The 19,859-nt window shown below is 64.9% G+C and carries 17 protein-coding genes; 13 read left to right on the top strand and 4 right to left on the bottom strand.

Translation table 11 applies throughout. The annotated features are described in order from the left end of the window. Positions 1–13 precede the first annotated feature (13 nt). Positions 14–1,078 (bottom strand): mannose-1-phosphate guanylyltransferase/mannose-6-phosphate isomerase, encoded by a 1,065-nt coding sequence (locus ACP7BY_RS11285; RefSeq protein ID WP_171010561.1) that lies wholly within the window; start codon positions 1,076–1,078, stop codon positions 14–16. Between the two features lie 173 nt (positions 1,079–1,251). Here ACP7BY_RS11285 and ACP7BY_RS11280 point away from each other — a divergent pair, with 173 nt between their 5' ends. From ACP7BY_RS11280 to ACP7BY_RS11260, 5 genes are read left to right on the top strand one after another with little or no spacing between them, the layout of a single operon-like run. Next, positions 1,252–2,640: a TIGR03013 family XrtA/PEP-CTERM system glycosyltransferase gene (locus ACP7BY_RS11280; protein WP_033963692.1), complete on the top strand. Its 1,389-nt coding sequence runs from the start codon at positions 1,252–1,254 to the stop codon at positions 2,638–2,640. Between the two features lie 5 nt (positions 2,641–2,645). Then, entirely contained in the window at positions 2,646–4,697 is a 2,052-nt protein-coding gene (gene prsK, locus ACP7BY_RS11275; protein WP_033963753.1) for an XrtA/PEP-CTERM system histidine kinase PrsK, read from the top strand. Further along, positions 4,694–6,043 (top strand): PEP-CTERM-box response regulator transcription factor, encoded by a 1,350-nt coding sequence (gene prsR / locus ACP7BY_RS11270; protein ID WP_033963690.1) that lies wholly within the window; start codon positions 4,694–4,696, stop codon positions 6,041–6,043. Before prsK ends, prsR begins: the two co-directional genes overlap by 4 nt. Beyond that, a complete protein-coding gene (locus ACP7BY_RS11265) occupies positions 6,036–8,081 on the top strand; it encodes a tetratricopeptide repeat protein (protein ID WP_137903012.1) in 2,046 nt (681 codons plus the stop codon). Before prsR ends, ACP7BY_RS11265 begins: the two co-directional genes overlap by 8 nt. A gap of 40 nt (positions 8,082–8,121) precedes the next feature. Next, positions 8,122–8,934 (top strand): ATP-binding protein, encoded by an 813-nt coding sequence (locus ACP7BY_RS11260; protein ID WP_137903013.1) that lies wholly within the window; start codon positions 8,122–8,124, stop codon positions 8,932–8,934. Positions 8,935–8,959: 25 nt separating this feature from the next. On the opposite strand, the gene ACP7BY_RS11255 is transcribed toward ACP7BY_RS11260, so the two are convergent. Then, positions 8,960–10,750, bottom strand: a complete 1,791-nt coding sequence (locus tag ACP7BY_RS11255) for an ABC-F family ATP-binding cassette domain-containing protein (RefSeq protein WP_137903014.1) — start codon at positions 10,748–10,750, stop codon at positions 8,960–8,962. A 305-nt stretch (positions 10,751–11,055) separates the two neighbouring features. Between ACP7BY_RS11255 and ACP7BY_RS11250 the strand changes: the two genes are divergently transcribed. Genes ACP7BY_RS11250 through ACP7BY_RS11240 form a run of 3 tightly spaced genes read left to right on the top strand, consistent with a single transcriptional unit; the run spans position 11,056 to position 13,534 of the window. Beyond that, on the top strand, positions 11,056–11,361 hold the full coding sequence (locus ACP7BY_RS11250) for a hypothetical protein (RefSeq protein ID WP_137903015.1): 306 nt from the start codon (positions 11,056–11,058) through the stop codon (positions 11,359–11,361). Positions 11,362–11,393: 32 nt separating this feature from the next. Beyond that, on the top strand, positions 11,394–12,059 hold the full coding sequence (locus ACP7BY_RS11245; protein WP_010404476.1) for a response regulator transcription factor: 666 nt from the start codon (positions 11,394–11,396) through the stop codon (positions 12,057–12,059). Then, on the top strand, positions 12,059–13,534 hold the full coding sequence (locus tag ACP7BY_RS11240) for a sensor histidine kinase (RefSeq protein WP_405052978.1): 1,476 nt from the start codon (positions 12,059–12,061) through the stop codon (positions 13,532–13,534). Before ACP7BY_RS11245 ends, ACP7BY_RS11240 begins: the two co-directional genes overlap by 1 nt. Before the next feature lie 90 nt (positions 13,535–13,624). Here ACP7BY_RS11240 and ACP7BY_RS11235 read toward each other — a convergent pair whose 3' ends face one another. After that, on the bottom strand, positions 13,625–14,209 hold the full coding sequence (locus ACP7BY_RS11235; protein WP_081988605.1) for an NUDIX domain-containing protein: 585 nt from the start codon (positions 14,207–14,209) through the stop codon (positions 13,625–13,627). Positions 14,210–14,319: 110 nt separating this feature from the next. Here ACP7BY_RS11235 and ACP7BY_RS11230 point away from each other — a divergent pair, with 110 nt between their 5' ends. Further along, a complete protein-coding gene (locus tag ACP7BY_RS11230) occupies positions 14,320–15,075 on the top strand; it encodes a DeoR/GlpR family DNA-binding transcription regulator (protein ID WP_052192105.1) in 756 nt (251 codons plus the stop codon). Between the two features lie 274 nt (positions 15,076–15,349). Next, positions 15,350–15,880, top strand: coding sequence for an AAA family ATPase (locus ACP7BY_RS11225; RefSeq protein WP_033963689.1), 531 nt, complete (start codon positions 15,350–15,352; stop codon positions 15,878–15,880). A gap of 109 nt (positions 15,881–15,989) precedes the next feature. Here ACP7BY_RS11225 and ACP7BY_RS11220 read toward each other — a convergent pair whose 3' ends face one another. Then, the gene (locus ACP7BY_RS11220) at positions 15,990–16,991 is read right to left on the bottom strand and encodes an LLM class flavin-dependent oxidoreductase (RefSeq protein ID WP_137903016.1); all 1,002 of its coding nucleotides are present in this window, start codon (positions 16,989–16,991) and stop codon (positions 15,990–15,992) included. A gap of 228 nt (positions 16,992–17,219) precedes the next feature. Here ACP7BY_RS11220 and ACP7BY_RS11215 point away from each other — a divergent pair, with 228 nt between their 5' ends. From ACP7BY_RS11215 to glpX, 3 genes are all read left to right on the top strand, one after another. Next, a complete protein-coding gene (locus ACP7BY_RS11215; protein WP_033963687.1) occupies positions 17,220–17,885 on the top strand; it encodes a pyrimidine 5'-nucleotidase in 666 nt (221 codons plus the stop codon). Then, entirely contained in the window at positions 17,882–18,703 is an 822-nt protein-coding gene (gene dapD / locus ACP7BY_RS11210; RefSeq protein ID WP_033963686.1) for a 2,3,4,5-tetrahydropyridine-2,6-dicarboxylate N-succinyltransferase, read from the top strand. Before ACP7BY_RS11215 ends, dapD begins: the two co-directional genes overlap by 4 nt. A gap of 167 nt (positions 18,704–18,870) precedes the next feature. Then, entirely contained in the window at positions 18,871–19,839 is a 969-nt protein-coding gene (gene glpX, locus ACP7BY_RS11205; RefSeq protein WP_126848298.1) for a class II fructose-bisphosphatase, read from the top strand. Positions 19,840–19,859 lie beyond the last annotated feature (20 nt).

Genomic DNA, 19,859 nt, shown 5'->3' with positions numbered 1-19,859 from the left:
CCCCCCGGCCTGTTCAGCGCTTCATCGCCTCGATCAGTGCCTTCACTTCCTGGCTCCGACCACGCGGCAGAATCAGGATATCCTTGCCGCTGGCGACCACGATCAAATCCTGCACGCCGACCATCGCGATGCGCGCGCCATCGCTCCGCACCAGGCAATTGGCGGTATCGATCGCGATCACTTCGCCGCCTTCGCGACTGGCATGGACGTTGCCGTCCTGGTCGCGATCGCTGATTTCATGGAGGGCATCCCAACTGCCAAGGTCGCTCCAACCCATCGATACAGGGACGACCGCAACGCGGTCAGCCTTTTCCATCACGGCATAGTCGATCGAGTCCGACGGGGCTGCCGCGAAGGCATCCGGTGCGGGGTAAAGGCGACTGCCCTCCGTGCGCGCTCCATCCATCGCACGCTGCGATGCCGCGAGGATGCCCGGCGCGTGAATCGCCAGCGCCGCGAGATACGCATCCGCGCGAAACAGGAAGATGCCGCCGTTCCAGGCGTGGTCGCCAGCCGCCAGCATCGCCTCGGCAACGTCGAGCGGCGGCTTTTCGACGAATTTCGCGACCCGGTGCACGCCGCCCGAAATCTCCTCGCCAATGCGAATCCAGCCATAGCCTGTCTCGGGCGCATGCGGATCGATCCCGAAGGTGACGAGCCAGCCGTCTTCGACCAGGGGTAACGCAGCGTGGATCGTGGCATGGAACGCAGCGACATCGGCAATGACATGGTCGGATGGCATCACCAGCAGCGGCGCAGCCCCACTCCCGGCGGCAATCGCCGCCAGCGCAATGGCGGGGGCGGTGTTGCGTCCGACCGGCTCCAGGATCAGTGCCTGCGCCGTTGCCCCAACGGCCTCAAGCTGCGCTTCCACCATATCGGCATGACGCTCATTGGCGACGACAATCGGTGCGGTGAACCGCTCGCCCTGCGCGCGCCGAGCCGTCAACTGCAGCATCGTCTCATCGGCAGTCAAGGAAAGCATCTGTTTCGGCATGCCAGGCGTAGACATGGGCCATAGTCGTGTTCCCGATCCGCCGGAGAGTATGACGGGCACGATCGGTATGGTCTGCGGCATATTGGGTCCTCCTGATGAAAGCGCCCTAGCGGGGTTTTCGGCCGTTGGTAACTGCCTTGGATCAAGCCCGATCCATTCTGTTCAACCTTTCTTTGTCAATTTCTGCGACAGCAGCGTGCCGATGTCGGATTTGTTTACACCGTCATCGGGAAGGCGGGCGAGGTACGACGTCAATGATCAGGCTGTTCAAGCATTATATTCCCAACGCGGTGCTGTTGCTGGGGTTGTTCGATCTCATCCTGCTCGTCGTTGCGGGTGAGCTCGGCTATTCGCTGCGCATGCGCCAGGCCGCGCTGCCGGTCACGCCGATCCATATGCGGATCCCGCAATTGCTGACCTTTGCAGGATCGTTGGAAATCGCGATGATCGCGGTCGGCGTGTATGGCGCGGGCGCGTTGCAATCGCTGCGCTATGCGACGGCGCGGCTGCTGGTCGCGATTTCGCTCGGCGTGATCTTCCTGAGTGTCATCTACTTCATCGTGCCCGCAGCCACCTTCTGGCGATCGAACCTGCTATACGGTATGGCGGTGGCGGCGCTCTTGTTGATCGCCCTGCGTATCCTGCTGGGGAAAACGCTGGGCGGACAAGTGTTTAAGCGTCGCGTTGTCGTGCTCGGCGCAGGGGCACGGGCGGCTCGACTAAAGGCCTTGGCGCAGGCACCAGGCGCGGGCTTCGCGGTGGTCGGCTATGTGTCAATGAGCGAGTCGGCGCGGGTCATCCCCGAGGCGATCGCACGCGACGCAATCTATAACCTCGCCGACCATGTCGTCCTGCTCAACGCAAGCGAAGTGGTGCTGGCGCTGGAGGAACGCCGCAACGCGCTGCCCCTCAAGGATCTGCTGCGGATCAAAACTACTGGTGTGCACGTCAACGAAATCTCGACCTTCCTCGAACGCGAAACGGGCCGTGTCGACCTGCAGAGCGTCAACCCGAGTTGGCTGATCTTTTCCGACGGATTTTCGTCAGGGCGGATGCTGTCCAGCATGTTCAAGCGGATCTTCGATATCGTCGCCAGCGTTCTTTTGCTGACGTTGACCCTCCCCCTGATTCTCATCACCGCCATCGCCATCAAGATCGAGAGCAAAGGCCCTGCATTCTATCGTCAGCGGCGTGTCGGCCTGTACAGCGTCGGATTCGATTGCGTGAAATTGCGCTCGATGCGGCAGGATGCCGAGGTCGCGGGCCAAGCGGTGTGGGCCGAGAAAGACGATCCAAGAATCACCCGCATTGGGCGCATCATCCGCAAGCTGCGCATCGATGAGCTTCCGCAGACCTGGTCGGTGCTCAAGGGCGAGATGAGTTTCGTCGGGCCACGCCCTGAACGGCCACAATTCGTCGAGGATCTCGAACAGCAAATTCCCTATTATGCCGAGCGCCATATGGTGAAGCCGGGCATTACCGGCTGGGCGCAGATCAACTATCCTTACGGCGCGTCGATCGAGGATTCCCGCCAGAAACTCGAATATGACCTGTATTACGCCAAGAATTATTCGCCCTTTCTCGACTTGCTGATTCTGCTGCAGACGGTGCGCGTCGTCTTGTGGCCCGAAGGCGCGCGCTGATCCCCGTGACCGCACTCGCCACCCTTATCCTGTGGAGCCACGCGCTGGCCGCCTTGCTGTTTGCGGGCGTCGCGCTGTCACGGCTGCACGATGTGGGCACGGCGCTGCCGCGGCTGACCTTCGTGATCGCGCTGGGCAGCACCGCCTTGTGGGCACTGGCGGTCGCAGGGATCGACACGACCGACGTCGTCACACGCCTGGCCGAAGCGGCGCGCAATCTCGCGTGGCTCGGCTTCATGTACGCGCTGGTCCGGCGCGGCGGCACGGGCCCGGAACACCACGCGATTTCGGTCATCTACGGTCTTGTCGCGGTGCTTGTGCTGGCCGGCGCGACGCTGACGGTGATCGAACCCGCGATTGGCGCGGAGACGGTTTCGCAAGTCGCTGCGGTCCGGGCGGTGTGGCGGATGATGATCGCGATCGGTGCCATGCTGCTGCTTCACCATCTCTATTCGGCGGTAACGCCACAGGCACGCGGCGGCATCCGCCTGGCAGTCCTCGCGCTTGCGGCAATGTGGAGCATCGACCTGCTCCTCTGTGCCGCCGCTTATGCATTCAGCGCATGGTATGCCGGTCTGATCGCAGCGCGGGGCATCGTCATGGTGCTGGCGGCTCCGATGTTTGCGATCGCGGTGCAGCGCAATGGCGACTGGACCCTGCAACTCTCCCGCACCGTCGCCTGGCAGACGCTCACCTTTGCCGTCATGCTGCTTTACACGGCGGGTATGCTGCTGGCGACCAGCGCGATCGCCAGCATCAGCGGCGACAATGCCCGACTGTGGCAAACCGCCTTCGTGTTCGGGTCGACTGCGGCGGGGCTGACGATCCTCTCTTCCCCATGGTTGCGCGCTTGGGCCAAGGTAAAGGTGTCCAAGCACTTCTTCCGCCACCGCTATGATTATCGGACGGAATGGACGCGTTTTACCGACACGCTTGGCAAGCCCGATGGGGCAGCCCCACTTGACCAGCGTATCGTCAAGGCCGTCGCCGACCTGACCGATTCCCCCGCAGGTCTGCTGCTGGTGCCCGAAGGCGATGGTCTTGGTATTGGAGCCGGATGGCGCTGGGACGCCGCCACGGGTGCTGCCGATGCGCGATTGGTCGCCCACCTGTCCGGTAGTGGCCGGATCATCGAGCTGGATACCGTGCGCAGCGAAACCGCCGACCCGATCGAAGCCGCAAGCATCCCGATCTGGATGATCGACTGCGATGCCTGGGCTGTGGTGCCGCTGATCCATCTCGATCGTTTGCAGGGGGCGATCGTGCTGGCACGCCCGCCGCTCGACCGTGCGCTCGATTGGGAAGATTTTGATCTGCTGCGCATCGCCGGGCGGCAGGTGGCAAGTTATCTCGCGGAGGCCCGCGCGCAGGAGGCGCTGGCCGAATCCGAGCGCTTCGACGAGTTCAACCGGCGCTTCGCCTTCATCCTGCATGACATCAAGAACCTGGTCAGCCAGTTGACGCTGGTCGCGCGCAATGCCGAACGCCACGCCGACAATCCCGACTTTCGCGTCGACATGGTCGCCACCTTGCAAGACTCCGCCGCGCGCATGAACGACTTGCTCGCCCGGCTCTCCCAACAGCACCGCGCGCGCGCCGAGGTGCTACGCCCGGTCGAGCTGTTGCCGCTGGCCGAGACCGTCGCGCGCGGCAAGCGCGTCCAGCATCCGGTCGTGGTGGTCGGTCCACAGGGCCTGTTCGCCAAGGCCGATCCGGCACGTGTCGAGCAACTGCTCGGCCACCTCGTCCAGAACGCAATCGACGCGAGCCCGCCAACCGAACCCGTCACCATCGCGCTCGCCATCGCGGATATGGCGGTTTCGCTGACGGTGATCGATCAGGGCAGCGGGATGAGCCCGGCTTTCGTACGCGACCAGTTGTTCAAGCCGTTCGTCTCGACCAAACCCGGCGGCTTCGGCATCGGCGCGTTCGAGGCGAAGCAACTTGCCGAGGCGATGGGCGGCAGCGTTGCAGTCGAGAGTCGCGAAGGCATCGGCACCAGCTTTTGCATTACATTGCCGACTGCGCACGCGCGCACCCTGGAACAAGCCGCATGACCGACAAGCCCAAGCTCCTGATCGTCGAGGACGATTTAGGCCTCCAGCGCCAGCTCCGCTGGGCGTATGAAGGGTATGAGGTGCTGACCGCGATCGACCGCGCCACCGCACTCGATGCAGTGCGCGCAGCCGAGCCTGCCGTAGTGACGCTCGACCTCGGCCTGCCGCCAGACCCCGACGGCACGAGCGAAGGGTTCGCCACGCTCGCTGAAATCCTGCGGTTGAAGCCCGATACCAAGGTAATCGTCGCCTCCGGCCACGGCGCACGCGAAAGCGCGCTGCAAGCGATTGCCGATGGCGCATGGGACTTTTACGCCAAACCGATCGATATCGATGCGCTCGGCCTGATCGTCGCACGCGCGTTCCACGTCCATGCGCTGGAGACCGAAAATCGCCGCCTCGCCACGCGCGCGACCGGCACGGCGCTCGGCGGCATGATTACCGCCAGCCCGGAAATGCTGAAGGTCACCCGCACGATCGAACGCGTCGCCGGGGCCGATGTCTCGGTCATGCTGCTCGGCGCGAGCGGGACCGGCAAGGAATTGCTCGCGCGCGGGCTTCATGACAGTAGCCCGCGCCGCAGTGGCGCGTTCGTTGCGATCAATTGCGCCGCGATCCCCGAGACCTTGCTGGAAAGCGAATTGTTCGGGCACGAGAAGGGCGCGTTTACCGGCGCGATCAAGACCACCGAAGGCAAGATCGAGCAAGCGCAGGGCGGCACGCTGTTCCTCGACGAAATCGGCGACGTTCCGCTGCCGCTGCAAGTGAAATTGCTCCGCTTCCTGCAGGAGCGCACGATCGAGCGGATCGGCGGACGCAAGGCGATTGCCGTCGATACCCGGATCGTCTGCGCCACGCATCAGGACGTCGATGCGATGGTTGCCTCCGGCAGCTTTCGCGAAGACCTTTATTACCGTCTCGCCGAAATCGTCGTTCGCATCCCGTCGTTGGCGGAACGTAGCGGTGACGCGGTGTTGCTGGCGCAGCATTTCCTGAAGAGCTACGCCAAATCGATGCACGCCGCCGTTACCGGCCTGTCACCCGATGCCCGTGCCGCGATTGCCGCTTGGGGCTGGCCGGGCAATGTCCGCGAGCTGGAAAACCGCATGAAGCGCGCGGTCATCATGGCCGAGGGCAAACTCGTGACCGCCGCCGATCTCGATCTGGCGGAAGGGGGGGCCGAATTGCCGCTCAACCTGCGCGCCGCGCGCGAAAGCGCCGATCGCTCGGCGATCGCGCAAGCACTCGCCCGCGCCGAGGGTAACATTTCGAATACCGCCAAGCTGCTAGGGGTCAGCCGACCGACCCTGTACGATTTGCTAAAGAGCTACGATCTCCATGCGTAAATCCCTTTCGATCGCCATCGGCACCCTCGCCGCGATAACCAGCGCCGCACTGATCGCGGTCGCGGCGACTGGCCCGGCCCATGCCGATGCCGCGACCGCGCGCACCGAACTCGCGCTCAGCGTGCGCTTGCTGAAGGCCGGCAATTACAGCGCCGCGCGCAGCCACGCCCAAGCCGCGATCAAGGCCGATCCAAGCTGGGGCCTGGCCCATGCGATGCTCGCGCGCAGCTTCCTGGCGATTGGCGACGGGGTGGCAGCAGAGGGTGAGCTTGGCCGCGCGCGCGACGCCGGGTTCGATCCGGCCCGGGCGCACCAGCTTTACGCCCATGCGTGGTTGCTACAGGGCGACGCGAACCGCGCGCTGACCGAAGCCGCCAAGGCAGGTGCGCCTTATAGCGGCTATGCCATCCGCATCGGCGCGCGCGCGCTGGCGGCGCAGGGCGATGTCGCAGGCGCACAAGCCGCGCTCAGTACCCTGCTCGCCGATGCGCCCAAGGACAGCTTCGCCTGGTCCGACCTCGGGCGCATCAAATATCAAGCGGGGGACATTGCGGGCGCGATCGAATCGGCACAGCGCGCGGTCGATCTCGATGCCGATAATGTCGAGGCAATCACGCTGCGCGGCGAATTGGTGCGCGGCCAATATGGCTTGATCGCCGCACTGCCGTGGTTTGAAAATGCGCTGGGGCATGACGCTTATTATCATCCTGCGCTCATCGAATATGCCGCCACACTCGGCGATGTCGGGCGCTATACCGATATGCTGGCGGCGACGCGCAAGGCCTTGGCCGCGCGGCCGGGCAGCCCGCAAGCCTTGTATCTTCAGGCGGTGCTGGCAGCACGGGCGGGTAAAGACGATCTCGCCCGCACCTTGCTTGCGCGCACCGGCGGGCAATTGAACGCGATGCCCGGCGCGCGGCTGTTATCGGGGACGCTCGCCTATAAAGCCGGGGCCTATCAGCAAGCGATCGACGATTGGCGTGTGCTGGTTGGGCAACAGCCTACCAACATTACCGCGCGCCGCCTGCTTGGTGCAGCCTTGCTGCGCTCGGGCGATCCGCAAGGCGCGCTCGATGTGTTGCGCCCGGTCGCGCTGCGCGCCGATGCCGACAGCTACACACTCGCTCTGGTCGCGCGCGCCTTCGAACAAACGGGCGAGCGCGATTGGGCTGCGAAATATCTCGATCGTTCGGCCCTGCCGAGCGCGGTCGGCTCCGCGCCGTTCGGCATCGATGACGGTTTGTCGGCGCTGAACGACGCCGCCAGCGCTGCCCCCGCAGAACCAGTCGCGCAGCTCACGCTGATCCGCGGGCTGATCGAGGCGGGCGATACTGCCGCGGCGCTGGCCAAGGCGCAGGCGCTGGTGCGGCTGACGCCGGGTGCGCCGCCTGCCTATCTCGCGCTCGGCGACACGTTGATGGCGGTGAACCGCTATGGCGACGCCGCCGACGCCTATCGCCATGCCGCCGACCTGCGCTTTGACGAACCGACCCTGTTGCGCGTGGTCGATGCGCTCGACCATGCCAACCGGCACGCCGAGGCGGGCAAGGTGCTCGCGCTGTTCGCGTCGCAAAACCCGCAAAATATCGCGGCACGGCGCTTGATCGGCCATTGGCAAATCGCGGCGCAGGATTGGGATGCCGCGATCGACACGCTGGAGGAGCTGCGCGGGCGCATCGGTGACCGCGATACCGCGCTGCTGGCCGAATTGTCCTATGCCTATACCGGGGCCGGAGACGCTGATACCGGCACGATCTATGGCAAGGCGGCCTATGCGCTTGCCCCGATGAACCCTGCCGCCAGCGATGCCTATGGTTGGGCGCTGTACCAGCAGGGCAAGAGCGAACCCGCGCTGCAATTGCTGGAAAAAGCGGCGTCGATCGCGCCCGGCCGCGCCGATCTGCGCTGGCATTTGGGGCAGGCCTATGCCGATCTCGACCGCACCGCCGAAGCCGCGACGCAAATCCGCGCGGCACTCGCCGACCCCGCCTTTGGCGACCGCGTAGCAGCCGCAGCGGCGCTCAAGGCGTTGGGATAGTTTGCCACACGAGGCCGCGCGCGGCTAAACATGCGGCCACATGACCGATCCCCTCGCCCGCATCGCCGCCGCGCTCGAACGGCTGGCCCCGCCACCACCCTCAAGCGCCGATCCGCTGGCGCACCCGGCCTATGTCTGGCGCGGCACGGTGCTGGAGCCGGTGCGCGATTTTCGGCCCTTGCCGCTCGACCGCCTGCACGGAATCGACGCGCAAAAGGCGGCGATGCACGCCAATGCCCGCCATCTGGCGGACGGAGCAGCCGCACATGACGTGCTGCTATGGGGCGCGCGCGGGACCGGCAAATCGGCGCTGGTCAAAGCCGTAACCGGCGCGGTGCAGCACGAAGGCGGCGCGCTCGCGCTGATCGAAGTCGTGACCTCGCAGCTCGACACCCTGCCCAGCTTGTTCGCACAGATCGCCGACTTGCCGCGCGCATTCCTGCTGTTCCTCGACGATCTCGGCTTCGATGCCGCCGCCGATGGGCGCGCGCTGCGCTCGATGCTCGATGGCGGGGCGGAGGCGCGACCGGCCAATGCCCGCCTTGTCGTCACTTCCAACCGCCGCCATCTGGTGCCGCGCGAGATGATCGACCAGCCGACCGCCGTGAACCCGCGCGACGCCGCCGACGATGCGCTGGCGCTCGCCGATCGCTTTGGCCTCAGTCTAGGCTTCCATGTCGTCGATCAGGACGGCTATCTCGCGATCGTCGCCGGTTATGCGCACGCCTATGGTTTGCCGTTCGATCCGGCAGACGCGGTTGGCTGGGCAACCCGCCGCGGCGCGCGTTCAGGCCGCGTGGCGTGGCATTACATCGTCGATCTGGCGGGGCGAAACGGGCGGTCGCTAACCTAACGATCCTGCCCGTTCCGGGGAGGATTTAGGCGAGGCTCTCCACCATCTCGGCCAGTTCCAACCAGCGCAGTTCGGCGGCGTTCTTGTCTTCCTGCGCCTGGCCGATCGCTTCCATCAGCCGCTCGAACAACGCCGGGTCGCGCGTGTAGAGATCGGGGTCTTCCAGCAACGCCTGGTCACGCGCGATCGCGGCATCAAGCGCCTCGATCCGCTTGGGCAGCAGCTCGTAATCGCGCTGGTCCTTGTACGTCAGCTTGACCTTGGTGCCCGGCGGCGGCGGCGGGGCAGCCGAGGTTGCATTCCTGGCGATCGCGCCGCGCTTGGTCGGCGCGGCGGCCTTGCGACGGCGCTCCCAATCCTCATAGCCGCCCGCCACGACATCGACCGTACCCGACCCGTCGAGCCCGAGCGTGATCGTCACCGTGCGATCGAGAAAGTCGCGGTCGTGGCTGACGATCAGCACCGTGCCATCATAGTCGCCGATCACATCCTGTAACAGATCGAGCGTTTCGAGGTCGAGATCGTTGGTCGGCTCGTCCAGCACCAGCAAATTGGACGGCTTGGCGAATTCGCGCGCCAGCAACAGGCGCGAGCGCTCACCGCCCGACAGCGTGCCGATCTTGGCATCCAGCACGCCCGGCTCGAACAGGAATTCCTTCAAATAGCCGACGACATGTTTGCGAATGCCCTGCACCTCGATCCAGTCGCCGCCATCGGCGAGCACGTCGCGGATTGTCTTGTCGGGGGCCATCTTGCTGCGCTGCTGATCGATCACGATCTTCTCGATCGTCTTGGCGAAGCGGATCGTGCCGCTATCGGGCTCCAACTCGCCGGTGAGCAGCTTGAGCAGGGTCGATTTGCCCGCGCCGTTCGCGCCGACGATGCCGATGCGGTCCTTGCGCGTCACGCGCAGCGACAAATCGCGGATGATGGTGCGGTCGCCAAACGCCTTGGAGATATGCTTGGCGTCGATCACCACCTTGGAGCGCGCATCGTCGCTGCCGATGGTGAGGTTGGCCGCCCCCTGCGGCCCGACCATCGCCGCGCGTTCGGCGCGCATTTCGACCAGCTTGGTCAGGCGGCCCTGGTTGCGCTTGCGCCGCCCGGTGACGCCGCGCAGCAGCCAATGCTCTTCCAGCTTCAGCTTGGCGTCGAGCTTTTCGGCATTGCGTTGCTCATCTGCATAGACTTGCTCGGTCCAAGCATCGAACCCGCCAAAGCCGATTTCGGCGCGCCGCAAATTGCCCCGGTCCATCCACAAGGTCTGCTTGGTCAGCTTGGTCAGGAAGGTGCGGTCATGGCTGATGACGACAAAGGCACCCCGGAAACGCTGGAGCCATTCCTCGATCCATTCGATCGCGCCGATGTCGAGGTGGTTGGTCGGCTCATCGAGCAGCAGCACGTCGGGATTCTGCGCAAACGCGCGCACGATCGCGGCGCGGCGGCGCTCACCGCCCGAGGCCTTGGCCGCTTCACGCGTCAGGTCGATGCCGAGTTGGTCGGCAATCGCCTCAGCCTCATGCCGCTGCGGCGCATCCTCGCCCGCCAGCACATAATCGGCCAGCGTCGCGAAACCGGTCATCGCCGGTTCCTGCTCCAGCTGGATCACGCGCGTGCCGGGCACGATCGTGCGGCGGCCCTCGTCCGAATCGATCTTGCCGCCGAGCAATTTGAGCAAGGTCGTCTTGCCCGCGCCATTGCGCCCGATCAGCGCCAGCCGATCACGCGGCCCGACATGAATGTCGAGCCCGCGAAACAACCAGCCCGAGCCTTGAATGACGCCGAGATTTTCATATGCAAGAATTGGTGCAGCCATAGCGTGTGCGCCCTAACGATGTAGCGCAGCTAAATCGAGGCTTTCCGCACATCGCCGACTTTACCGCGACGCATGTCCTGCTCCCGGCTCCCATCGGGAGAGGGAGGGGCACGCCGCGAAGCGGTGGGAGGGTGAGGGTGATCCGCTATGCCGCCGGCGCCCGGATCACCCTCATCCGGCGCTTCGCGCCACCTTCTCCCACAGGGAGAAGGATTGAAACCGGTCTTGCGCGGGTCCGTCGCGCCTCCAACCCCCGTCCCCGCTCATTCACAGGCTGTTCAACGCTGACTGCCTATGCCAATCCCATGACGATGCTCGTACCCATCCTGTTTGGACTGGCCACCGCAACGGCACCGCTGCCGACCGACGGCGTGCAACTCCAGCGCGCCGATCAGCGCGAAGCGTGGCGCGCGCGCCAGGAAGGCCGCATCCTCCCACTCAAGGAAATCGAGGGCCGCGTGTTGCCATCGATGCGCGGCAGCCAGTATCTCGGCTTCGACTTCGAGCCCGATCGCGGGATTTACACGCTGAAGTTCCTGCGCGATGGAACCGTCATCTGGGTCGAGGTGGACGGGCGTTCCGGCCAGATCCTCGGCCGCACCAGCAACTAAGCGCGGCCAGCGCCGTCCTAAGGGGAACTTTCATGCGTGTTCTGATCGTCGAGGATGAACCCAATCTCGGCCAGCAATTGAAGGCCACGCTGGAGGGGGCAGGTTATGCGATCGACCTCGCCACCGATGGCGAGGAAGGCCATTTCATGGGCTCGACCGAGAATTACGACGCGATCATCCTCGATCTCGGCCTCCCCGAAATCGACGGCCTCACCGTGCTCGACCGCTGGCGCAAGGAAGGCCGCACCGCCCCCGTGCTGGTGCTGACCGCCCGCGACAGCTGGTCCGACAAGGTCGCCGGGCTCGATGCCGGGGCCGATGATTATGTCGCCAAGCCGTTCCAGTCGGAGGAATTGATCGCCCGCCTGCGCGCGCTCATCCGCCGCGCCTCGGGCAATGCCTCGTCGGAACTAACCGCCGGCGACGTGCGGCTCGACACGCGCAGCGGCAAGGTCACGCTGGCCGGCGAACCGGTCAAGATGACCGCGCAGGAATATAAATTGCTCAGCTATCTGCTCCACCACAAGGGCAAGGTGGTCAGCCGCACCGAGCTGATTGAACATATTTACGACCAGGATTTCGACCGCGATTCGAACACGATCGAAGTGTTCGTCACCCGCATTCGTAAAAAGCTCGGCCAGGACGTGATCACCACCATTCGCGGGCTTGGCTACAGCCTTGAAGATCCGGATGCATAATGGCTGACGCGCCGGGCACGGATTTCGTCGTCGTCCCGGCGAGCGAAGGCGCGGTGGCGCACGAGCACGTGTCCCCACCCTTGCCACCGCTCGACACCGAGCCGCGCGCGACGATCGCGACGCGCACGACGGGATCGCTCAGCCGCCGCATGATCCTGATCGCGGCGGGGTGGATTCTGCTGCTGTTGACCGGCGGCGGCTTCGCGCTGGACCGCGTGCTGACCACCGCGATCACCCAGAATTTCGACGACCAGCTCGAATATGTACTGACCGCGCTGATCGTCTCAGCGGAAATCGGGCCGCAAGGCGAAGTGTTCAACAATCGCGAGCTTGCCGACCAGCGCTTCCTCGAACCCAATTCGGGGCTGTATTACCAGATCAGTGCGCCGGGACAGGAGCCCTATCCGTCGCGCTCCTTATGGGACCGCCGACTTGCTTATGGCAGCGCGCATAATGATCTTGGCATCCATGCCTATGACAGCGACCAGTTCGTCGATCCCCGCACCGACAATCCCGAGCGGCTGCGCATCGTCGAACGCGACGCGACGCTGCCCGGCTCCAAGGTGCGCTGGCGTTTCCAGGTTGCGCAAAATCGCGAGGGGCTCGACGCGCAGATCAAAGTGTTGCGCAAGACGCTGGTGCGCAGCTTCGCGCTGCTCGGCTTCGGCCTGATCGTGATGGCGGCGCTGCAGACCTTTTACGGGCTGTGGCCGCTGCGCAAGGTGCGCGAGGAAATCGCCCGGATGCGCGCGGGCAAATCGCGCCAGATCGAACGGCCGATGCCGATCGAGGTCGCGCCGATGGTCGAGGAATTGAACGGCCTGATCGCGCATAACGAACGCCAGGCCGAGGAAGCGCGCCGCCATGCCGGCAATCTGGCGCACGCGCTGAAGACGCCGCTCACCGTCATCATGAACGCCGCCACCGCCCAGGCCGATGATCTCGGCGAAACCGTGGTGCGCGAGGCGCGCACGATGCGCCGCCAGGTCGACCACCACCTCGCCCGCGCCCGCGCGGTCGGCAGGCGCGGCTCGGCGCATAGCCGGGCGGACGTGTGGCCCAGCCTCGAATCGGTCGAGCGCGCGGTCGGCATACTCTATCGCCACGTCCGCATCGACACCGACGGCCCCAAGGATCTGCAAGTCCATGTCGAGCGGCAGGATCTCGACGAAATGCTCGGCAATCTGATCGAAAATGCCGCAAAATATGGCGGCGGCAGCGTGTTCGTCACCGTGTCCAAGCATTCGGGCTTCGTCGAATTCCTGATCGAGGATGACGGCGTCGGCATCCCCGAGGAACAACGCATCCGCATCTTCGATCGCGGCGTGCGGCTCGATTCCGGCAAGCCCGGCACCGGCCTCGGCATGGCGATCGTCCGCGACGTAGCGGAGATTTACGAGGGCACGGTCTCGCTGGAAGAGAGCGAGGATCTGGGCGGGCTGCTGGTGCGACTGAGGCTCCCGGCCGCGAATTGAGGGGCGGCGCTTGTCTGGGAGCCGCCCCAATCCCAGCCCTTCAGCGTGTCCGAGCACGATCCTGAAACTGGCCGTTCGAGCTGCCCTGCGCTACGACGCGAACAGATGCAGGGCTGCGTATTGCAAGAGCATGATGGTCTTCCCATCGCGAATTTCGCCAGACCCGATCATCGACAGTGCCGTGTCTATTGCGATCTCGAAGACAGCGATGTCCTCGCCTTCCTCCGCATTCCCGCCGCCCTTCGCGACCCGATCTTCCGGTCGATACCGGCCGACAAAGAAGTGCAACCGCTCGGTCACCGAACCGGGGCTCATAAAGGCATCGAAGACCTGGCGGACCTCCCCGACGCGAAAGCCGGTCTCCTCCGCCGTCTCCGCGCGGATACGGACTTCGGGTTCCGCGTCGTCCAGCAGGCCGGCAGGAACCTCGATCAGCAGATCGTCATGCCCGTTGACGAAGGCGGGGTAGCGGAACTGGCGGGTAAGAATGACCGTGCGACGTTCGGGATCGTATAGGAGGATAGCTGCGCCATTCCCGCGATCGTAGGTTTCGCGCGACTGCCGCTGCCAACTGCCATCCTGTCGCTGAAAGTCGAACACGGTCTTTTTGAGAACGTACCAATTGTCCGACAGGACGGTGACCTCGTCTACCCGCACACGATCGGCGATGCTCATAGCTGCTCCTTGATGCTTGAAGGCAGCGGGTTCCATCCACCCGCTGGACGGCCGCCATTTTCCGTGCAATATCGTGCAGAGTCAATGATTATCGTGCAAACGAGACAAGAATGCTGACCACGGAACGCAAGGCCCTGATCCAGAAGATCCTCCGCCGGGATGGACGGTTGATCGCCAAGACGTTCAGCAAGGAGATCGGCGTGTCGGAGGACACGATCCGGCGCGATCTGCGCGAACTTGCGGGCGAAGGCCTGTTGCAACGCGTCCATGGCGGTGCGCTGCCAGCCTCGCCGGCGGTGGCGGACTTCGCAGCGCGCGAGGAGCTTGGCTCTCCCGCCAAGGTGGCGCTGGGGCGGCACGCGGCCCGCCAAATTCAACCAGGGCAGATTGTCTTTTTGGATGGCGGGACGACGAATGTACAACTGGCGCGGGCATTGCCCCACGATCTTCGGGCGACCATCGTGACCCATAGCCCGAGCATCGCGGTCGAATTGGTGCGGCACCCGCTTGTCGATGTGCAGATTATTGGTGGCCGTCTCTTCAAGCACTCGATCGTCGCAACCGGTGCGGCGAGTGCCGAGGCGATCTCCCGCATTCGCGTCGATACCTATTTCATGGGGGTGACCGGGTTGCACCCCGATCTCGGTGCAACGACGGGCGACGCGGAGGAAGCGGGGATCAAGCGTTTGATCGCGCGCCAGTCTGCCGAGACGGTGGTTCTTGCCTCCCGCGAGAAGCTGGGAGCGGGGTCCCCGTACCAGATCCTTCCACTAGCGGAAATCACGACGCTGGTGACCGAAGATGGCTTACCTTCGGACGTGCGCCACATGTTCCGTCACATGGCAGTCGAAACCATTCCGGTCTGAAAGCGACGCATGTTTTCGCCGGCAAGGCGGACATACTCGCTTTCCCCAACAACCCGCGCGATTTCCCCGGCCAGGTTCAGGATCGGCAAGGATTGCAGCCAGCCGTGCCAAACGCCTCCCCTCCCTGAAAGGGAGGGGCTGGGGGTGGGTTGGCCAGCCGCGCGGACGGAGGTGTCAGGCACACGCTCGGTCACGACTTTGTGCTACGATGGACGTAGGTTTCCGTTCGACACGCCCCGATGGTGGCCAGTCTCGGGGTTTGATATGCAACCGTATGTCACACGTTCAGCGCAAAATCGTGATTGTTTCCGGTGCCCCGGGGGCAGGTAAGACGACACTCGCCGTGCCGCTGGCTCAGCGGCTCGGCTTCCCGCTCTTTTCCAAGGATTTCATCAAAGAGACGCTGACCGACGTGCTTGGTGACGGCAGTGGCGACATCGCCGCCTCCCGCCGGATCGGCAGTGCCTCGATGGAACTCATCTGGCAGTTGGCGAGCAACGCGCCGCAAGCGGTCTTGGAAGCGAATTTCCGACCCTATAGCGACTATGAGCGGGAACGGCTGGCCAGCCTGCAAGCCTCCATCATAGAAGTTCATTGCGATTGCGGCCCCGCCGAAACAGCGAAGCGATTTCGTGAACGGGCCGCCGCCAACGGTCATCATGCCGCTCACCCTCTGAAAGAGCTGCCCGCTGAAATGCTCGCCGAATATGATCGCCCGATGAGAATAGGTCCGGTCATTGAGGTAGACACGCGAAGCCCGGTCGTTCTGGAGTGGGTCTTGGCAGAGGTAAAACGGCTTTCCTGACCGGCAGAAAGTGCCCCAGCAAACGCCGCGCACTTCGGTGGTCGGCAGATGCCACGCGATTTCCTCCGCCCGATTCAGGATCGGCGTCGATTGTAGCAGAATCCTGAGCCTAAGCCGCCAGCGCCAGTTCGCGCATCGCCTGCGCCGTAATCTCCATGCTGCGTTTGCGCGCGGCGTGATCGTAGATCGAGCTCGCGATCATCAGTTCGTCCACCACCCCGGTGCGCTCGACAAACGCGGCGATCTCGCGCGCGACCTTGGCCGGGCCGCCCACCGCCGAGCAGGACAAGACATGATCGAGGATCGCCGCGCCCTGCGGCCCCAGGCTCGCGCGATAGCCCGCGACCGGCGGCGGCAATTGCCGCGGGTTGCCGGTGCGCAAGGCGACGAACGCCTGTTGCTGCGAACTCGCCAGCAATTCCGCCTCGTCATCGCTGTCGGCGGCGAACACGTTGAAGCCCGCCATCACATAGGGCTTGGCGAGCGCCGCGGACGGCCGGAAGGTGCGGCGATAAATATCGATCGCCGCCATCAGCGCATCGGGCGCGAAGTGCGACGCGAAAGCATACGGCAAGCCCAGCATCGCGGCGAGTTGCGCACCGAACGTGCTCGATCCCAGGATCCACAAGGACACATCCGCCCCCGCCCCCGGTGTCGCGCGAATGCCGGTCTGGCCGTCATCGGCGAAATAGCTTTGCAGCTCCATCACATCCTGCGGAAAGGCATTGGCGTCGCTGTCGAGGTTGCGGCGCATCGCGCGCGCGACGATCTGGTCCGATCCCGGAGCCCGGCCGAGCCCCAGGTCGATCCGCCCCGGAAACAGCGCGTCGAGCGTGCCGAACTGTTCGGCAATGGCGAGCGGCGCATGGTTGGGCAGCATGATCCCGCCCGCACCGATGCGGATGGAGGACGTAGCGTTGCCGATATGCGCCAGCACCACCGATGTCGCCGCGCTGGCAATGCCGGTCATGCCGTGATGTTCGGCGGTCCAATAGCGTGTGAAACCGAGCCGCTCGACATGCGCGGCAAGGTCGGCGGCATTGGCCAAGGCTTGCGCAACGCTGCCGCCTTCGATGACGGGGACGAGATCGAGCAGGGAATATTGGGTCATAAGAGGGATGTGGGGAGGCCAGCGGGTGTTTCAAAGCCCCTCCCCTTCAGGGGAGGGGTTTGGGGGTGGGGTAGCGGCGGCGGAGCGGGCTTGATGCCCGCTTCGACGCTATGGTCTGGGCGCAGCGTTTGCTGGACGGCCCCACCCCAACCCCTCCCCTGAAGGTGAGGGGCTTTCCGCACTCCACGCCTTGCCCCCCTCGCCCACCCCGCTTAGAGCCTGCGCGACATGGACCCGCGCCTCGCCCATATCCGCACCTGGATCTTCGATCTGGATAACACGCTCTATCCCGCGAGCGCGCGGCTGTTCGACAAGATCGACGCCAAGATGGGTGCCTATATCGCCGCCAAGTTCGAGGTCGATCTGGTCGAGGCCCGCCGCATTCAGAAGGGCTATTTCCACGGCCACGGCACCACGCTCGCCGGGCTGATGGCCGAGCATGATGTCGATCCGCACGCGTTCCTCGATTTCGTCCACGATATCGAAATGGACGTGCTCGAAGAAAATGCCCCGCTCGCCGCCGCCATCGCGCGGCTGCCGGGGCGCAAGATCGTCTTCACCAATGCCGACACGCCCTATGCCACGCGCGTGCTCGGGCGGTTGGGTCTCGGCGAAAGCTTCGAGGCGATCCACGACATTCATGCGATGGACTTGCTGCCCAAGCCGCAAGCCTCGGCCTATGCCGGGCTGTGCGCGGCGTTCGACATCGTACCCGAGCAGGCGATCTTCTTCGAGGACATGGCCCGCAACCTCGCGCCCGCCAAGGCGATCGGCATGACGACGGTGTGGGTCGACAATGGCTCCGAACAGGGGCCGGACGAGGACCGCAGCTATATCGATTTTACCTGCGCCGATGTGACGGCGTGGCTTCACGAGCATATGGGGGAAGCATGAGCGATCTGCAGCACACGATCGAAGCCGCATGGGACGCGCGCGACACGATCGGGTTTGGCACCACGGGCGCGGTGCGCGACGCAGTTGACAGCGTGCTCGACCAATTGGGTGCGGGCGCGGTGCGCGTCGCCGAACCCGAGGGCGACGGCTGGACAGTCAATCAGTGGCTCAAAAAGGCGGTGCTGCTCTCCTTCCGCCTCAACGATAACAGCCTGGTCGAGGGCGGCGCTGGCGGCGCGCCCGCGTTCGACAAGGTGCCCTCCAAATTCGCCGGCTGGGGCGAGGCCGAGTTCCGCGCGGGCGGCTTCCGTGTCGTACCGGGTGCGGTCGCGCGGCGCGGCAGCTTCATCGGCAAGGGCGCGATCCTGATGCCGAGCTTCGTCAATATCGGTGCCTATGTCGGCGAAGGCACGATGGTCGACACCTGGGCGACGGTCGGTTCCTGCGCCCAGATCGGCAAGAACGTGCACATCTCGGGCGGCGCGGGGATTGGCGGCGTGCTCGAACCGCTCCAGGCCGACCCGGTGATCATCGGCGACGGCGCGTTCATCGGCGCGCGCAGCGAAGTGGCCGAGGGCGTGCGCGTCGGCGAAGGCGCGGTGCTGTCGATGGGCGTCTATCTCGGTGCCTCGACCAAGATCGTCGACCGCGCGACCGGCGACGTGTATCGCGGCGAAGTGCCGCCTTATGCCGTGGTCGTGCCCGGCAGCATGGGCGGCGGCGACGGCAAGCCCGCGCTCTATTGCGCGGTCATCGTCAAGCGCGTCGACGCGCAAACGCGCAGCAAGACCAGCATCAACGAATTGCTGCGAGACTAATTTCCTCCCCTCCCGCTGGCGGGAGGGGCTGGGGGAGGGCAGTCTGCCGCGAGCGCAACGCCGCTATCACATCCCCTCCCCTACCCCCCCGCCAGGGGGAGGGGAAATCTGGCTCGACACACGCAAAGGCTCTGCTAACCGACACGCAAACGATAAGAGGATTCCTGATGAACACCACCCGCTCCAAAACGCTCGACCGAGTCCTCGTGCTGGAAATGGTGCGCGTCACCGAAGCGGCGGCGATTGCCGCGTCGAAGCTGACCGGGCGCGGGGATGAAAAGGCTGCGGACGCAGCGGCGGTCGAGGCAATGCGCGCCGCGCTCAACAACCTCTATATGGACGGCACCGTGGTGATCGGCGAGGGCGAGCGCGACGAAGCGCCGATGCTGTTCATCGGCGAGAAAGTCGGCTCGGCGATCGGCAAGGGCCCCAAGATCGACATCGCACTCGATCCGCTGGAGGGCACCACGATCTGCGCCACCGCCGGCCCAAACAGCCTCGCCGTGCTCGCCATCGCCGAGGAAGGCGGGCTACTCAACGCCCCCGACGTGTACATGGACAAGATCGCCTGCGGCCCGGGCTATCCCGAGGGCATTATCGATCTCGACAAATCGCCGACGGAGAATGTCCGCGCGCTCGCCGCTGCCAAGGGGGTGGAACCGCGCGAGATCATCGCCTGCGTGCTCGATCGCCCGCGCCACCAGAAACTGATCGCCGAACTGCGCGAAGTCGGCTGCGGCATCATGCTGATCGGCGATGGCGACGTCGCGGGCGTGATCGCGACCACCAACCCCGACACCACCATCGACATCTATATGGGTGCGGGTGGCGCGCCCGAGGGCGTGCTGGCGGCAGCGGCGCTGCGCTGCGTCGGCGGGCAGTTCAAGGGCCGACTGCTGTTCCGCAACGATGATGAGCGCGCCCGCGCCGCCAAATGGGGCGTGACCGAACTCGACAAGCAATATGATCTGACCGAGCTCGCGCGCGGCGATTGCATCTTCGCGGCAACCGGCGTCACCGATGGGTCGCTGCTCGCAGGCGTCAAGCGCAAGGGCCATGTGATGACCACCGAAAGCGTGGTGATGCGCGCCAGCTCGGGCACGGTGCGCTGGGTCAAGGGCGAACACCGCATCTGAGGCGAAACGGCCTACCCGAA

The sequence above is a fragment of the Sphingomonas sp. PSPC2-2 genome, assembly GCF_049897725.1.
Lineage (GTDB): Bacteria > Pseudomonadota > Alphaproteobacteria > Sphingomonadales > Sphingomonadaceae > Sphingomonas.
This window is presented reverse-complemented; position numbering and strand designations above follow the sequence as displayed.

What these genes read in the sequence shown, in the direction of transcription:
- ACP7BY_RS11285 (WP_171010561.1), bottom strand. Translation starts at nt 1,078, where the DNA reads ATGCCGCAGACCATACCGATCGTGCCCGTCATACTCTCCGGCGGATCG.
- ACP7BY_RS11280 (WP_033963692.1), top strand. Translation starts at nt 1,252, where the DNA reads ATGATCAGGCTGTTCAAGCATTATATTCCCAACGCGGTGCTGTTGCTG.
- prsR (WP_033963690.1), top strand. Translation starts at nt 4,694, where the DNA reads ATGACCGACAAGCCCAAGCTCCTGATCGTCGAGGACGATTTAGGCCTC.
- ACP7BY_RS11265 (WP_137903012.1), top strand. Translation starts at nt 6,036, where the DNA reads ATGCGTAAATCCCTTTCGATCGCCATCGGCACCCTCGCCGCGATAACC.
- ACP7BY_RS11260 (WP_137903013.1), top strand. Translation starts at nt 8,122, where the DNA reads ATGACCGATCCCCTCGCCCGCATCGCCGCCGCGCTCGAACGGCTGGCC.
- ACP7BY_RS11255 (WP_137903014.1), bottom strand. Translation starts at nt 10,750, where the DNA reads ATGGCTGCACCAATTCTTGCATATGAAAATCTCGGCGTCATTCAAGGC.
- ACP7BY_RS11250 (WP_137903015.1), top strand. Translation starts at nt 11,056, where the DNA reads ATGACGATGCTCGTACCCATCCTGTTTGGACTGGCCACCGCAACGGCA.
- ACP7BY_RS11245 (WP_010404476.1), top strand. Translation starts at nt 11,394, where the DNA reads ATGCGTGTTCTGATCGTCGAGGATGAACCCAATCTCGGCCAGCAATTG.
- ACP7BY_RS11240 (WP_405052978.1), top strand. Translation starts at nt 12,059, where the DNA reads ATGGCTGACGCGCCGGGCACGGATTTCGTCGTCGTCCCGGCGAGCGAA.
- ACP7BY_RS11235 (WP_081988605.1), bottom strand. Translation starts at nt 14,209, where the DNA reads ATGAGCATCGCCGATCGTGTGCGGGTAGACGAGGTCACCGTCCTGTCG.
- ACP7BY_RS11230 (WP_052192105.1), top strand. Translation starts at nt 14,320, where the DNA reads ATGCTGACCACGGAACGCAAGGCCCTGATCCAGAAGATCCTCCGCCGG.
- ACP7BY_RS11225 (WP_033963689.1), top strand. Translation starts at nt 15,350, where the DNA reads ATGTCACACGTTCAGCGCAAAATCGTGATTGTTTCCGGTGCCCCGGGG.
- ACP7BY_RS11220 (WP_137903016.1), bottom strand. Translation starts at nt 16,991, where the DNA reads ATGACCCAATATTCCCTGCTCGATCTCGTCCCCGTCATCGAAGGCGGC.
- ACP7BY_RS11215 (WP_033963687.1), top strand. Translation starts at nt 17,220, where the DNA reads ATGGACCCGCGCCTCGCCCATATCCGCACCTGGATCTTCGATCTGGAT.
- dapD (WP_033963686.1), top strand. Translation starts at nt 17,882, where the DNA reads ATGAGCGATCTGCAGCACACGATCGAAGCCGCATGGGACGCGCGCGAC.
- glpX (WP_126848298.1), top strand. Translation starts at nt 18,871, where the DNA reads ATGAACACCACCCGCTCCAAAACGCTCGACCGAGTCCTCGTGCTGGAA.